This is a genomic window from Streptomyces maremycinicus (assembly GCF_001184025.1).
Lineage (GTDB): Bacteria > Actinomycetota > Actinomycetes > Streptomycetales > Streptomycetaceae > Streptomyces > Streptomyces maremycinicus.
Genome location: NZ_BBYG01000019.1, coordinates 281742 through 296958, shown reverse-complemented (window position 1 = coordinate 296958; position 15217 = coordinate 281742). Strand labels below are relative to the sequence as shown.

Below are 15217 nucleotides of genomic sequence, written 5' to 3'. Positions count from 1 at the left end.
GCTCGGCCGGGCGTCCTGTGGACCCGGTGGACAGCCAGGAGTGCGCGACGCTCACGCGCGCCTTCACTCGTGGCAACTCCGGGCTGGCCGAGGCCCAGCCCACCCTCGGCGAGATGGGCTCTGCACTCCACACGACGTTCCAGTCCGCGCGCGAGGCGATCGAGTCAGTGAGCCTGTTCACGGCCCAGCACTCGGCGGGCCGGGCACGGGACGACGTCAGGAAGGTACGGGACCGGCACAGCGCGGACGGACCGGAGAGCTTGCGCCATGGACGCAGTCCGTGGGTGTGGCTCCAGTGGGTCATGCTCGTGTTCAGCGCGCTGTTCGAGCTGCCGTTCGTCGGGGAGGCGGTGGTGCGTCTCCTCGACGTGCCGGACCCGGACGGCCTCTGGTCCACCGCGGTCCATCTGTTCGCCTACCTGGCTGCGATCGGGGTGTCCTGCCTCCAGTTCGCCCTGGCCTCCGCGCTCGCCCGGTCGCTCTTCCGGCTACGGGTGCGCCAGGGGCGCCACACCGAACGTGCGCGCCGCAGCCCGCGGGCGGCCTGGCGGCACCTGTGGCGGCTGGACGGGCCGGCCGTGGAGGCACGGCAGCCCCACGACCTCCCCTGGCCCGGACTGACCCTGCCGGTGCTCAGCAACGCGCTGCTCATCGGCCTGCTCGCGGCGACCGCTCACAGCCGTGCCAAGCAGAGTCACCAGGTCACCGCCACATTCGGAGAGCACGGCTACCTCATGGCGGTCTTCGTTCTCATCGCGCTCAGCCTCGCCACCCTGACCACCACGGTCCTCGCGCACAATCCGTACACGGAGAGCCACAAGGAGGCGAAGGAGTCCCTGTCCGGCGCCGAGGCCCAGATGAGGAAACTGGTGCCGGCGGCGCGCGAGAGCATCACGACGCACGGCGCGTCCTGGCACCGGCTGTTCGCCGCGGTGGAGCAGACCGCGGCCGACGCACGCCGTGTGGTGGACGACGCCTGCGCCGCGATCGTCGACGAGCGGGCCGACACCGGGGTAGCGGGCCTCCTGGAGCTGCCCCTGCGGGAATACGCTCTCCCCGTCCTGGACGGCCGCGGAGGAAGCGCCACTCCCCGGTTGCGTCTGGAGGTTCTGGACCACTACGCCGACCTGTTGAGCTGGTACTCCCCGGACCTGCTGGAACACCTGCTGGACGGCGTCGTCCACGAGCTGCGCCTCCAGTTCCTGCTCACGGACGGTCCCGTGTCCCCGCCCGGGGCGTCGGTGCCGGAAGGATGACCCGGCGACCGCACCTCGGCGAGCAGGAACTCAAGCACCTGGAGCTGTTGCAGAGCGTGATCTCCCGGCTCAGCAACAACTCCTTCCTCGTGAAGGGCTGGTGCATCACGCTCAACAGCGTGCTCATCGCCATGGCGCACGGTCGTCCGGACTGGAGAACCGTTCCGGTGGCGGTGACCGTGGCGATCGGTTTCTGGCTGCTCGACGGCTACTACCTGCGTCAGGAACGCCTGTTCCGCGGCCTCTACGAAGAGGTTGTCAGGGGCGGGGAAGCCGCTCCACCGCTTTTCACGATGGACACCCGCCGCCACGGCGGTGAAGCGCCCTGGCTGCCGGTCCTGCTGTCCCGGCCGATGCTGTTCTGCTACGGGGTGCTCGCCACCGCCGACAGTCTGTTGATCCTCTTCCTTGGCTGACTTCCCGGGCCACTCGGTTCCGGTGCGTGTACGGGACGTTTCGGTCGTGTGCCATTCAATGGAAATCTGCCTGGTGGCCAGGGCGGCGGGCGCTCATTCTTGCCGCACGCCTCGTGGGGCCCGGCCGCCAGGTGCCGGTCGTGCCGCTCCCGGGCGTTCGTTCTGCCCCTACCGCCCGGCTCGCGAAAGGAGCGGCTGCGTGACATCGACGTCTCCAGGCCCCTCGCTCACGGCATCGTCCGCCCGGACCCCCGACCGCTGGACCCCGCGTCTGGTGGCCCTGCTGGTGGCCCTGATCTGGCCGACGCAGCTGCTGGCCGTCGCCGGCATCGTCACGGCCAACACGACGGCCGACATCGCGCAGCGCTTCCACACCACCCAGGTCGCCTGGTTCTCGCTGATCGTCACCATGGTCTCGACCCTGCTCATCCCGTTCGTCATCAAGGCGGGTGACCGGTACGGCAGACGGCGGATCATGCTCGCCATGATCGGCCTCGGGGTCGTCGGCGACATCGTCGCGGCCATGGCGGGCAGTTTCTGGCTGCTGCTGGTCGGCCGGGGCATCGCCGCCTGCTACGCCCCGTTCGCCGCGCTGTCCTTCCCCGCCGTGCGTGATCTGTTCCCCGCCCGGATGGTGAAGCAGGCCAGCGCGATCCTCGGCGGCAGCATGGGTCTCGTCGGGGTCGTGGGGCCGTTGCTCGCCGGGTGGCTGATCGACGCCGGGGGGTACCGGGCCGCGCTGTGGTTCGTCGCCGGCGCGACCGCGGTGGCGTTCGCGCTGGTGGCGGTGCTGGTGCCGGAGACCCCGCGGCACGACTTCCAGAACGGCTTCGACTGGCTGGGCGGGATCCTGCTCGGCGGTGGTCTGTCGGCCGTGGTCTACGCGGTCGGCCAGGGCGGCAGCTGGGGCTGGACGAGCGGCGCGACCCTCGGCTGGACGGCCGGCGGACTGGTGGCGCTCGTCGTCTTCGTGCTCGTCCAGCGGAGCAGCGCCCATCCGATCCTCGATCTGCGGGTGCTCGGCCGGCGTCCGGTCGCGCTGACGGTCGGTGCCGCGGCCGTGGGCCAGGCCACCGCGCTGGCGATGGCCTCCATGGGCATCCTGCTGGCCCTCTACCCCCGGATTCCCGGGGTCTCCGACGGGCTGGGCTGGACCAGCACGCACAACGCGCGGATCGGTCTGACCTGGAACCTGGTCATGCTCGGCACCGGATTCCTCGCCGGCCGTCTGCTGCGCAAGGCCGACGCCCGCCTGCTGTGGGCGGTCGGGCTGGGGCTGGGCGCGGCCGGATACGGGCTGATGGGCCTCTTCCACGCCGACGCCACCGAGCTGGTCCTGACGGCGTGTCTGGCCAACCTCGGCACCGGCCTGATCGTCTCCATCGCCCCCGTGCTGGTCCTGGGCGTGGTCTCGGTGGAGGAGCAGGGGCAGGGCAGCGGCCTGATGCAGATGCTCTTCAACTTCTTCGGCACGGTCGTCCCCGCCGTGTGCTTCGCGGTCCTCGCCGCCCACAGCACGGTGCTGAAGGGCACCGCCTTCTATCTGGACGCGGGCTACACCTGGGTGTTCTGGACCGGAGCCCTGATCCTGCTGGCCGCGCTGGCGGTGTCCCTGTTCATCCCGGCCCTGCGCGACCCGGCGGAGAGCGACTCGCCCCCGGCACCGCGCGATCCGCGGGAGAGCGACGCGGTCCTCGCCACCTGACCGGCCGCACGGTCACCCGCCGCACACCGCCACCACCGCCACCACCACTGTGGCGCCCCCACCGTCGCTCCCTCGTCGTCGCCCCCGGCCGTGTTCCACGGCCGGGGGCGACGACGTCGTCCGTCGGTGCTCGCACGGCTCGCCCGGCCTCACTGCCGTCGGCGGAGGCTGCCCGGTGCCGGGGTCGGCGGGCCCGTGACCGCGCCGAGGCTGCGCGACAGGGCCCGGGCAGTGGCCCGCAGCGCCGGTGCGAGCACACGGGGTTCCGCGTGGCCGGCCGGCACGACGACCGACAGCGCCGCGACGACCTCGGCGTCGGCCCCGCGCACGGGCGCCGCCACGGCCAGCAGCGGTACCGGCTCGGCCCGGTTGACGACGGCCACCCCGGTGCTGCGGATCTCGGCGAGGGAACGCCGCAGCGCCGCGGAGGACAGCGGTACGCCCTCCGGCTCGTGCGTCAGGGCCTGCCCGAGGATCTCGTCCTGGAAGTCGGGCTCGGCGTGGGCCAGCAGCACCAGACCGACGCCCGTGGAGTGCAGCGGAAGCCGGCCGCCCACCCGGTACAGCACGTCGATGGCGGCGTGCGCCGACAGCCGCTCGACCAGCAAGGCGTCCGCGCCGTCCCGAACGGCGAGCAGGACGTGCTGGTGGGTCGCCTCGTACAGATCCTCCATGTACGGCAGCGCCACCCTGCGCAGGCCGTGCGCGCGCGGCGCCAGCGAGGCCACCTCCCACAGCCGCAGGCCGACGACGTAGCGGCCGTCGGCGTCCCGCTCCAGGGCGCCCCAGTGCACCAGCCGCCGGGCCAGGCGTAGCGTCGTACTCGGCGGGGTGTCCGTGACGCGGCTGAGTTCGGCGAGGGTCAGCGAGCGCCGGTCCTCGGAGAAGGCCGTGAGCAGCGCGAACGCACGGTCGATCACCGGTTCGCCCTGCGGCGGCCGTCGTCCCCGGGCGGCACGGGAGGTGCCCGCGTGGTTCGTCACCCTCGCAGTGTGACCCACCGCGCGGCCGGAGAACACATGTCGTCCATGTTTCGATCGCATGCCATTCAATGGAATTCCGCCTGGTGGGACGGTGGCGGCGGACGCCATTCTTACCGCACCCGTCTTCACGGCAGCCGTCCCCACGGCACCGCGACAGGTTGCCCGCCTCGGGCAGAGCCGATCAGATTTCCGAGGAGACCCCCATGACTGCGGAATTCGCCCAGAGCGGCGGTGCGAAGCGCCTCCCCCTGCCGGGGAAGCCGGTGCCCTACTTCCTGGAAGCCGGGGAGGGGGAGCGGTCCCACCTGTTCGACGCCCTCATCACCGTGCTGCTCAGCAAGGACGAGACCGCCGGCCAGTTCGGCCTCTTCACCTACGCGGCCCCCAAGGGCGACGCGATCCCCACCCACAGCCACGCCGATGTGCACGAAACCTTCTATCTGCTGTCCGGCCGCGCCAGGGTGTGGATCCAGGACGGCGACGGCGAGACGTACGAGAAGCTCCTGAAGCCCGGCGACTTCGGCTTCGTGCCGGCCGGCTGCCTGCACACCTTCCGGGTCGAGGCCGACGACACGAAGATCATGGGCGCGTCCAGCGGCGGCTTCGAGCGGTTCTTCGGCGAGGCCGGCACCCGGACCGACTCGCCGGACCTCCCCCACCCGCCCTACATCCCCTCGCAGGAGCAGCTGGCCCGGGTCGCCCGCGATCACCGCCAGTCGTTCCGGTTCGACCTCCGTCCGCTGGACGGCTGACATGACGGTGCGGTCTGCCGCCCTCCCGGCGGAGCAGAACACGGCCGCGGGCACCCGGGTGCTCCGTGGGGTCGAGTACGCCTCACCGTCCGGCTTCCGGCCGCTGCTGCTCGACCTGTACCGGCCCGCCCACGCCCCGGAGCGGCCCGCCCCCCTCGTCGTCTTCCTGCACGGCGGCGGCTGGCGGGTCGGACGGCGCGACCAGTTCGGCCCCGCCTTCGCCGGGTGGCAGGTCGGGCCCTTCGACCGTCTCGTCCGGGCGGGCTTCGCGGTCGCCTCCCTCGACTACCGGCTCAGCGGCGAGGCCGTCTTCCCGGCCCAGCTGCACGACGGCAAGGCCGCGCTGCGCTGGCTGCGCGCCCACGCCGGGGAACTGGGGCTCGACGCCGGACGGGTCGTGCTGTGGGGCGAGTCGGCGGGCGGTCATCTCGCGGCCCTGCTCGCGCTGACCGACGGCAGCCCCGAGTGGGAGGGCGACGTCGGGGAGCCCGGTCCCGGCGTGAGCGTCGTCGGGGTCGTCGACTGGTACGGGCCCGCGGACCTGCGCACCATGCAGCGCCAGTCCCGGCCCGACGCGGTGAGCGCGCCGGACGCCGCGGACTCGCGGGAGGCGCTGCTCCTCGGCGCGCCCGTACCGACGGCACCGGAACGTGCCGCCGCGGCGAGCCCGGTGAGCCATGTGTCCGCCGCCGCCCCTCCCTTCCTGCTCGCCCACGGCACCGCCGACCGGTTCGTCCCCTGCGGGCAGAGCGAACAGCTCGCCGCGGCCCTGCGCGCGCACGGGTGCCGGGTGAGCCTGCGCCTGGTCGAGCACGCGGATCACCTCTGGGCCGGGCTGCCCGATCCGGAGAGCGTGTTCGGCGAAGCCCTGGAGTTCGCCACCCAGGTCTGCGGTCCCGTCGGGCTTCCCGTCCAGGCCTGACTCCTCCTCGAACGTTTGGTCACCCGTATGAACGCCGTTCCCACCTGTCTGCGTGCCGACGAACTGGAACAGCCGCTGGGCCTCGGCAACCGCCGCCCCCGGCTGTCCTGGTGGCTGCCGCCCGGCGCGCGCGAGCAGTTCGCGTACCGCGTCGGCACGAGCACGGGCTGGGACTCCGGCCGTGTCGACTCCGCCGACAGCACGCACGTGCCGTACGGCGGGCCGCCGCCCGGCTCCGGGGAGCGGATCACCTGGCGGGTCAAGGTCTGGACCGACCTCGGCGAGAGCGGGTGGTCGCGCGAGGCCTGGTTCGAGACCGGCCTGCTGGATCCCGCCGACTGGCAGGCACGGTGGATCGAGCCCGTGACACCTGGCTCGGCCGCCGCGACTGCCACGCCTTCCGCGGATGCCGCGCCTTCCGCGCCTGATGCGCCTGATGCGCCTTCCACGTCTGCCACGTCTGCCGCAGTTGGCGTGCCCGCCGTACCGGGCGAGTCCGCCGTACCCGGGGCGTCAGCCGTATCCGGCGCGTCCACGGCCCCCGGCAGGCCCGCCGCCCCCGGCGGGCCTCCCCCGGGGCAGCGGCCCGCCTCGCTGTTGCGGACCGTGTTCTCCGCGAGCACCCCGGTCCGTCGGGCCCGTCTCTACGCCACGGCCCAGGGGCTGTACGAGGTCTTCCTCAACGGTGAGCGGGTCGGGGACGCCGAGCTGACCCCGGGTTTCACTCAGTACGACGTCCACCTCCAGGTGCAGGCGTACGACGTCACCGCGTTGCTGCGGGAGGGCGAGAACGCGCTGGGCGCGGTGCTCTCCGACGGCTGGTTCCGGGGGCAGGTCGGGGTCACCCGGGCCCACGACCAGTGGGGCGAGCGGGTCTCGTTCCTGGCGCAGCTGCACCTCGAGCACGCCGACGGGACCACGTCCGTCGTGTCCACCGACCGCCACTGGCGCTGGGCCCACGGGCCGATCCTGGCCGCCGACCTGATCGCGGGGCAGTTCACCGACCTGCGCCGCACCCCCGTCGGCTGGGACCTGCCGGGGTACGACGACTCGGCGTGGGAGCCGGTGGAGGTCGCCGACCACGGACACGCCGGACTGGTCGCCTCACCCGCCCCGCCCGTGCGGCGCGTCGAGGAGCTCACGCCGGTCTCCGTGACCCGGCCGCACCCCGACCGGCAGGTCTTCGACCTCGGCCAGAACATCAACGGCTGGGTGCGGCTGACCGACCTCGGTCCGGCGGGCACCGACCTCACCCTCACGCACGGCGAGGCCCTCGGCCCGGACGGCGATGTGACGACGGACCACCTCCGGGTGAACATGCCGTTCCTGCCCGAGCCGCTCCCGGCCGGCCAGGTCGACCGGGTCGTCTCGGCCGGCCGCCCGGGTGAGGCCTTCGAACCGCGGCACACCACGCACGGCTTCCGCTACGTCCGCGTCGAGGGCCATCCCGGCGAGCTGACCGCCGACGACCTGCGCGGCGTCGTCGTCCACTCCGACCTGCGGCGGACCGGCTGGTTCGACTGCGACGACGAGCGGATCGACCGGCTGCACGAGGCCGCCCGGTGGGGGCTGCGCGGCAACGTCTGCGACATCCCCACGGACTGCCCCACCCGCGAACGGGCCGGCTGGACCGGCGACTGGCAGCTGTTCGTGCCGACCGCCGCCTTCCTCTACGACGTGTCGGGCTTCTCGGCGAAGTGGCTGCGCGACGTCGTCGCCGACCAGTGGCCGGACGGCACCGTCGCCAACATCTCCCCCGCCTGCCGCACCGAGGGACCCAAGGGCCCGGTGGCCCATCTCAACGGCTCCGCCGGCTGGGGCGACGCGGTGGTCATCGTGCCCTGGCAGCTGTACCTGGCCTACGGCGACGCCGGAATCCTGGAGGAGTTGTGGCCGGCCATGACCGCCTGGCTCGGGCGGGTCGAACGGGCCGCCCGCGAGGAGCGTCACCCGGACCGGATCCGGCGCTCGCCCCGCCCGGCGGCGCACGAGCGGTACCTGTGGGACACCGGCTTCCACTGGGGCGAATGGCTCGTGCCCGGTGAACAGGTCCACGACCTGGCGGGATACGCGGCCCTCGACAAGGCGGACGTCGCCACCGCCTACTACGCCCACTCCACCCGGCTGGCGGCGCGCATCGCCCGCGTCCTCGGCCGCGACGAGGACGCCGACCGCTACCGGGAACTGAGCGAGCGGGTGCGCGCGGCCTGGCGGACGGAGTTCATCGCGGCCGACGGCTCGCTGCACCCGGACACCCAGGCCCACCATGTGCGGGCGCTCGCCTTCGACCTGGTACCCGAGGAGCTGCGGGCGCGGACCGCGACCCGGCTGGTGGAACTCGTCCGCGCGGCGGACACGCATCTCGGCACCGGCTTCCTGGCCACCCCTGACCTGCTGCCCGTGCTCGCCGACTCCGGACACGCGGACGTCGCGTACGAGCTGCTGCTCCAGGACACCGCCCCGTCCTGGCTCCACATGATCGACCGGGGCGCGACGACCGTCTGGGAGCACTGGGACGGCGTCGGCGCGGACGGCACCCCGCACGACTCGCTCAACCACTACTCGAAGGGCGCGGTCGTCTCCTTCCTGCACCGCCACACGGCCGGGATCAGGCCCGACGAGGACGCTCCGGGCTACCGTCGTTTCACCGTGGCACCCCGCCCCGGCGGGGGCCTGACCCGGGCCCGGGCCGAACACCACTCGCCGTACGGGCCGATCCGCTCGTCCTGGCGTGTCGAGGACGGCCGCTTCCACCTCCGCGTCACCGTGCCGCCCGGCACCACCGCGCACGTCGTCCTCCCCGACGGCGCCCGGCACCACGCCGGGCCCGGCACCCACACCTACGGCTGCGCGGCACCGGACGCGGCCCTGACTCCCGCGGGAGCGACCCCATGACCGACACCACCGGAACGGCTCGGCACGCCCCGGCGGGAGGGCCGGTGACGCCCGGCTCCGCCCACGACCCCGGGCCGGACGCCCTGGTGCGGCAGGTCCTCGCCACCGTCCGGGGCGACGAGGAGCGGCTGCGGGAGCTGGTCGGCGGCCTCGTGCGTCATCTGCACGCCTTCGTGCGGGAGACCCGGCCCACCGAGGACGAGTGGCTGCGCGCGGTGGACTTCCTGGTCCGCACGGGCCGGGCCTGCACCGAACGCCGCAACGAGTTCATCCTGCTCTCCGACATGCTGGGCCTCACCTCCGCCGTGGACGACGTCAACCACACGGGCCCGCCCACCATGACCCCCAGCTCGGTCGAGGGGCCCTTCCACTCGCCCGCGCCGCCCCGCCCGATGGGCGCCTGGATCGCCGAGGGGCCCGAACTGCGGCGCGGTGAACAGGCCGTGGTGCACGGCCGGATCACCGACTGCGACGGCAGGCCGCTGGCCGGCGCCGTCCTGGACGTCTGGCAGGCGAACGACACCGGTCTGTACGACAGCCAGGACGACGAGCAGCCCGACGGCAACCTGCGCGGGCTGTTCACCACGGGTCCCGACGGCGCCTACTGGTTCCGAACGGTCAAGCCCGCCAGCTATCCGGTGCCGACCGACGGCCCGGTGGGCGAACTGCTGCGGGCGCTCGGCCGGCACCCCATGCGTCCCGCCCATGTCCACCTCATGGTGGAGGCCGCCGGCCATCGGTCGCTCACCACCCATGTGTTCGCCGCCGGGGACCCCTATCTCGGCTCCGACGCGGCGTTCGCCGTCAAGGACGCGCTGATCGCGCCGTTCGCCCCGGGCGACGAGGACACCGGGCGTCGGTTCGGCATGACCGGGCCGTTCCTGGCGGCCGAGTTCGACATCCGTCTGGCCGCGGCACCCGCGGAGGAAACCGGAGGCACACCCGCATGAAGCTCGTCGGCATGGTGGATCCGGACCGGGGATCCGGCCGCAGGCAGGTCATGATCGGCGTCGCCGTGGACGGCAGGGTCACCCCCCTCACGGACGTGGACGACTTCTACGGGGACCTCCCGCACTGGCTGGAGCGGGCCCGCGCGGTCCGGCACGGCACGGTCCCGCTCGGCGAGGTGTCCCTGGTCCCGCCGGTACCGGCGGCGGCGCGGGTGCTGTGCGTGGGTCTCAACTACCGTGCGCACGCGGCCGAGGGGGGCTTCGAGGCGCCGGAACACCCCACCGTGTTCGGCCGCTGGACGGCCTCCCTGTCGGTGAGCGGTGTCCCGGTGCCGGTGCCCGCCAACGAACCGGGCCTGGACTGGGAGGGCGAGGTCGCGGCCGTCGTCGGCGCCCGGTTGTGCGACGCCGACGAGCGGGAGGCCGAGGCCGCCGTCCTCGGCTACGCCGTCTTCAACGACCTCACCGCCCGTACCGCGCAGAAGCTCACCGCCCAGTGGACGCTGGGCAAGAACGCGGACCGCAGCGGCCCGATCGGGCCGCTCGTCACCGCCGACGAGGCGGGCCGCCTCTCGGACGGACTGCGCCTGGTCACCCGCGTCAACGGCGAGGTCATGCAGGACGGGAACACCCGCGACATGATCTTCGGGGTGCCCGAGCTCCTGTCGCGGATCAGCGCCACCCTGACCCTGCATCCGGGCGACGTCATCGCCACCGGCACCCCGGAGGGCGTCGGCTACGTCCGTACGCCGCCCCGTCTGCTGCGCTCCGGTGACGTCGTCGAGGTGGAGGTCGACCGGCTCGGCTCGCTGCGCACGCCCGTCGCCGACGCGTCCGCGAGGTCCGGGGCGTGACCGGGACGGCCGTCCAGGTACTGATCGCCGGCGGTGGGCCGTCCGGTCTCGCCGCGGCGGTCGAACTCGGCCGCCGGGGCGTGACCGCCGTGCTCGTCGAGCCGCGCACCACGGTCGACGACGACCGGCCGCGGGCCAAGACCACGAGCATCCGCACCATGGAGCACTTCCGCCGCTGGGGTCTCGCCGACCGTCTGCGCGCGGCCGCCCCGCTGCCCGTGGCCTGGTCGCAGGAGGTCATCTTCTGCACCGCGCTCCTCGGCACCGAACTGACCCGTTTCCGCAATGTGTTCGGCCTGTACGACGGTCGCGACGAACGCTGGGCGGAGCCGGGGCAGCAGGTCCCGCAGCCGGTCGTCGAGCGGATCCTGCGGGCGGCGGTGGCCGAGCTGCCCTCCGTCACCTGTCTGACCGGCCACCGGGTCACCGGCGTCGAGCAGGACGAACGGGCCGTGCGCGCCACGGTCACCGCCGCCGACGGCTCGGTCCGCGTCCTCACGGCCGACTACCTGCTGGGCTGCGACGGAGGCGGCGGGGTCAGCCGGCAGGCCATCGGGGCCGAGTACGCCGGATCGTCCGGTGAGCGGCCCAACCTCAGCGTCGTCTTCCGGGCTCCGGGCCTGGGCGAGGCCGTCGGTCTGGACCGGGCGGTGCAGTACTGGGTGGTGAGCCCGGAGGCGTCCGGTCTGATGGGCCGGCTCGACCTGGACGACCGGTGGTGGGCCATCGTCCAGCGGACCGACCCCGACCGCCCGGTCGAACCCGAGGCGCTGGTCCGCGCGCTCGTCGGCGGTGACCACGCCGGGCCGGTGGAGGTGCTCGGCACCGATCCCTGGACCGCCCGCATGCTCCTGGCCGACCGCTACCGCCGCGGCCGGGTCTTCCTGGTGGGCGACGCCGCCCATCTGAACCCCCCGTGGGGCGGGCACGGTTTCAACACCTGTGTCGGCGACGCGGTGGACATCGGCTGGAAGCTCGCCGCGGTCCTCCAGGGCTGGGGCGGCCCGGAGCTGCTGAACAGCTACCAGTGCGAGCGGCGCCCGGTGGCGCAGCGGATCATCGCCGGCGGGGCCGCCCAGGACCGGCTGCTCGCCCCGTCCTTCGCCGACCCCGAGCTCGTCGGGGACACTCCCGAGGCCGGTCGCCGCCGGGCGCGGACCGCGGTGGCCCTTCAGGCCAAGGCGGGCGAGTTCCACAGCGAGGGCCTCGTCCTCGGCCAGCACTACGCCTCGTCCCCCGTCGTCGTCGACGACGGCTCCGCGATCCCGCCGCTCGTGCCGCGCAGCTATCACGGTCTGTCCTTCCCGGGCGCCCGGCTGCCGCACGGCTGGCTCCCCGACGGCCGTTCCCTGTACGACGTGCTCGGCGACGGCCTGACGCTGCTCCTCCTGGACGGTGACCGGGAGTCCGACCGTGCCGCCTTCGCGCGGGAGGCCGCGGCGCGGGGCGTGCCCCTCACCGTCGTCGACGTGACGGGCCTGGTCCCGCCCGAACGCTACGGCGCACCGATGCTGCTGATCCGGCCCGACCAGCACATCGGGTGGCGGGGCGCGGACGGCACCCGGGCCGGGCAGGTGCTCGACGTCGTCCGCGGCGCGGCGCCGGCCCCTGGGCCACGCCCGGAACGACCCGGACGACCGGACCGCGAGGGAAGCGGCGTGCGGTAGCCGGCCGGCGCCCCTCGCTCACCGTGAAGGCCGCGATCACGCAGGGGTGTCGGCGCTCCTGCGTCGACGATCCCGCCGTCGCCCGGTCACGCGAACGCGCCCGCGCCGCCGAAGGAGAGGGGCAGGAAGCGCTCGGCCATGCGGGCGTAGCCGGCCGCGTTCGGGTGGAGGCCGTCGGGCAGGTCGGCCACGTCGTCGGGCCCGAACAGCGTGGTCCCGTCGACGAGATGGAGCCGGTCGTCGCCTTCTTCGCGGCGCTGTTCGACATGCCGTGCCAGCAACTCGCGGATGCGGGTGAGGGTGAGCGCGCCGAGGGCGAGCCCGGCGGGGCGCTCGACGGTGTGGACCATGCCGTCGGAGCCCACCAGCGTGGGACCGGGCCGCTGTTCGGCGGCCGGACAGACGATGGGGCTGATGATCAGCACCGGTGTGCGCGGGTGCCCGTCGCGGATCGTGTCGAGGAAACCGTGGAGGGCCGGGACGAAGGCGCGTTCCCGCATGCTGTCGGCGTTGTGGACGTTGATGCCCAGTTCGAGGCTGATCGCGCTCGCGGGCAGGTCTCGGACGGCGCGGGCCATGAACGGGTCGAGCTGGCACTGCCCGCCGAGGCCCAGGTTGACCAGCGACCGGCCAGCCGAGCGGGCCACGGCGGCGGGCCAGGTGGAGGTGGGGCGCTCCGCGTCCGAGCACTGGCTGATGGAGCTGCCGTAGTGCACCCACAGCGGGCCGCTCGCCGGAGCGGGCCGCACCGACGCCCCGTCCGGGACGCGCACGTCGATCAGCGTGAGGGCCGGGGTCACGGGCAGCCAGATCTCCACGCGTCGTTCCACGGCGCGCGGACCGAGGCGGAAGCGCACGGTCGCGGGCGCGTCCGGTCCGGTCTCCAGGGAGCCGGTGGCGAGGTCGACGAAGACCGGGCTCTCCTGCGTCGTCACCACCGGCTCGCGCAGTTCGCCGTCGACCACCAGGTCGAAGACGCTGCCGGGGGACGGCAGGCCCAGCGGCTGGACCACGGTGAGCCGGGCGTCGAGCTCCAGCTCGGTGGCGTCCGTGAGCATCTCCAGCCGCACGCCGGACGGCACGGCGCTGGTGAAGTCGAACGCCCGGTCGGCCAGCCGCGCACGTCCGGAGTCCGGGGAACGGTGCAGGGTGACTCCGGTCGGGTCGGTGGTCTTCCCGAGCGCGCCGACGACACAGTCGAGCGCGCGGTCGAGTACGGATTGCATGCGAGGACCTCTCGGCGGCACAGGTCAGGAAGGTCAGGTCAGGTCAGGTCAGGTCAGGTCAGGTCAGGTCAGGTCAGGTCAGGTCAGGTCAGTCGTAGTCCTCTGTCCGGCATTCGTCGCGTAATTCGTCGCGTCGGGCACGATGTCCCGGCACCGAAGGGCCGACCTCGGTACCGAGCCCCTCCCGACACGGCGGACCGAACGGGCCGCGGACCTCGTGGCTCCCTGGTGGGACCCGGCCCCGGGTGCCAGAGTCGGGGCCATGGCCATCGATGTCGCCGCCCTCCGGGCCCACTTCCCGTCCCTCAGCCACGGTCTCGCCTTCTTCGACGGGCCGGGCGGGACACAGACCCCCACCCCCGTCGCCGAGGCCGTCACCAGGACGATGACCGGTCCGCTGTCCAACCGGGGGCTGGTCAGCGCGTCCGAACGCAACGCCGAAGCGGCCGTCGCCGGCTTCCGGGCCGCCTACGCCGACCTGCTGGGCGTGCCGGAGACGGGCGTGGTGCACGGGCGCAGCGCCACCCAGCTCACGTACGACTTCTCCCGGACCCTGGCCAGGGAGTGGCGGCCCGGCGACGAGATCGTCCTCAGCCGGCTCGACCACGACGCCAATGTGCGGCCCTGGGTCCAGGCCGCCGAGCGGGCCGGGGCCGTCGTCCGCTGGATCGAGATCGACGGCGCGAGCACGGAACTCGACCTCGGTTCCTACGAGCGGGCGCTGTCGTCCCGGACCCGGCTGGTCGCGGTGACGGCGGCCTCGAACGTGCTGGGCACCAGGCCGCCGGTGCGCCGGATCGCCGACCGGGCCCACGAGGCGGGCGCCCTGGTGTTCGTGGACGGGGTGCACTACGCCGCCCATCACCTGGTGGACGTGCCCGCGCTGGGCGCCGACCTGTTCGTCTGCTCGCCGTACAAGTTCCTCGGTCCGCACTGCGGGGTGCTCGCCGGCCTGCCCGACGTCCTCGGGGCGCTCGTACCGGACAAGCTGCTGCCGTCGCCGGACACCGTCCCGGAGCGCTTCGAGTTCGGGACCCTGCCCTACGAGATCCTGGCGGGTGCCACCGCGGCCGTGGACTTCCTGGCCGCGCTCGATCCGGCCGGTCCCGCCGGTCCCGCCGGGCCTGCCGGGCCTGCCGGTCCTGCCGGTCCTGCCGGTCCTGCCGGTCCTGCCGGTCCTGCCGGGCCGGGGGTGCCCGGGGACGCGCCGGGGGCGGCGGTGTCCCGCCGGGAGCGGTTGGCGCGGTCGCTGCGGTCCCTGCACGAGCACGAGAACGCGGTGCGCGCCCGGGTGGAGGAGGGGCTGCGGGCACTGGGCGACGCCGTCACCGTCCACTCACGGGCGAAGGAGCGCACGCCGACCGTCCTGATGAGTTTCGAGGGCCGGGACGCCCGTGCCGCGCAGGCGCATCTCGCGGCCCGGGGTGTCGTGGCCCCGGCCGGCTCGTTCTACGCGTACGAGGCCTTCACCGCGCTGAAGCTCGACGATCCCGCGCTACGGGTGGGACTCGCGCCCTACAACGACACCGAGGACGTCGACAGGCTCCTCGAAGGCCTCGCCTCGTTTCTCTGACGTGCGCCGTTTCCCGGA

At 73.6% G+C, this 15217-nt stretch carries 12 protein-coding genes; 10 read left to right on the top strand and 2 right to left on the bottom strand.

Going from position 1 to position 15217, the window contains the following annotated elements; all coding sequences use genetic code 11:
* The first annotated feature begins 26 nt into the window (after positions 1–26).
* The 3 genes from AOQ37_RS30225 to AOQ37_RS30215 all read left to right on the top strand — a co-directional run bounded on the left by AOQ37_RS30225 (position 27) and on the right by AOQ37_RS30215 (position 3377).
* Positions 27–1256, top strand: a complete 1230-nt coding sequence (locus AOQ37_RS30225) for a hypothetical protein (protein ID WP_159401383.1) — start codon at positions 27–29, stop codon at positions 1254–1256.
* Positions 1253–1672, top strand: coding sequence for a hypothetical protein (locus tag AOQ37_RS40060; protein ID WP_062648921.1), 420 nt, complete (start codon positions 1253–1255; stop codon positions 1670–1672). Before AOQ37_RS30225 ends, AOQ37_RS40060 begins: the two co-directional genes overlap by 4 nt.
* A gap of 199 nt (positions 1673–1871) precedes the next feature.
* Positions 1872–3377 carry an MFS transporter gene (locus AOQ37_RS30215; RefSeq protein WP_234437047.1) on the top strand — a complete coding sequence of 502 codons (1506 nt, stop codon included), beginning with the start codon at positions 1872–1874 and terminating at the stop codon, positions 3375–3377.
* A gap of 149 nt (positions 3378–3526) precedes the next feature.
* Here AOQ37_RS30215 and AOQ37_RS30210 read toward each other — a convergent pair whose 3' ends face one another.
* On the bottom strand, positions 3527–4360 hold the full coding sequence (locus tag AOQ37_RS30210) for an IclR family transcriptional regulator (RefSeq protein ID WP_306305223.1): 834 nt from the start codon (positions 4358–4360) through the stop codon (positions 3527–3529).
* A 203-nt stretch (positions 4361–4563) separates the two neighbouring features.
* On the opposite strand from AOQ37_RS30210, the gene AOQ37_RS30205 reads away from it, so the two are divergent.
* From AOQ37_RS30205 to AOQ37_RS30180, 6 genes are read left to right on the top strand one after another with little or no spacing between them, the layout of a single operon-like run.
* Positions 4564–5112, top strand: a complete 549-nt coding sequence (locus tag AOQ37_RS30205; protein WP_062648917.1) for a quercetin 2,3-dioxygenase — start codon at positions 4564–4566, stop codon at positions 5110–5112.
* Position 5113: 1 nt separating this feature from the next.
* A complete protein-coding gene (locus tag AOQ37_RS30200; protein WP_062648915.1) occupies positions 5114–6034 on the top strand; it encodes an alpha/beta hydrolase in 921 nt (306 codons plus the stop codon).
* 27 nt (positions 6035–6061) lie between these two features.
* The gene (locus AOQ37_RS30195; protein ID WP_062648913.1) at positions 6062–8929 is read left to right on the top strand and encodes a glycoside hydrolase family 78 protein; all 2868 of its coding nucleotides are present in this window, start codon (positions 6062–6064) and stop codon (positions 8927–8929) included.
* On the top strand, positions 8926–9879 hold the full coding sequence (locus tag AOQ37_RS30190) for a dioxygenase family protein (RefSeq protein WP_234437046.1): 954 nt from the start codon (positions 8926–8928) through the stop codon (positions 9877–9879). Before AOQ37_RS30195 ends, AOQ37_RS30190 begins: the two co-directional genes overlap by 4 nt.
* Positions 9876–10733, top strand: coding sequence for a fumarylacetoacetate hydrolase family protein (locus AOQ37_RS30185; RefSeq protein ID WP_062648912.1), 858 nt, complete (start codon positions 9876–9878; stop codon positions 10731–10733). Before AOQ37_RS30190 ends, AOQ37_RS30185 begins: the two co-directional genes overlap by 4 nt.
* Positions 10730–12400, top strand: coding sequence for an FAD-dependent monooxygenase (locus AOQ37_RS30180; RefSeq protein ID WP_062648910.1), 1671 nt, complete (start codon positions 10730–10732; stop codon positions 12398–12400). The genes AOQ37_RS30185 and AOQ37_RS30180 overlap by 4 nt, the downstream gene beginning before the upstream one ends.
* An 86-nt stretch (positions 12401–12486) precedes the next feature.
* On the opposite strand, the gene AOQ37_RS30175 is transcribed toward AOQ37_RS30180, so the two are convergent.
* Positions 12487–13626: an SGNH/GDSL hydrolase family protein gene (locus tag AOQ37_RS30175; protein WP_062648908.1), complete on the bottom strand. Its 1140-nt coding sequence runs from the start codon at positions 13624–13626 to the stop codon at positions 12487–12489.
* A gap of 262 nt (positions 13627–13888) precedes the next feature.
* Here AOQ37_RS30175 and AOQ37_RS30170 point away from each other — a divergent pair, with 262 nt between their 5' ends.
* Complete coding sequence (locus AOQ37_RS30170; protein WP_062648906.1) at positions 13889–15199, top strand: aminotransferase class V-fold PLP-dependent enzyme; 1311 nt, start codon at positions 13889–13891, stop codon at positions 15197–15199.
* The last annotated feature ends 18 nt before the right edge of the window (positions 15200–15217 follow it).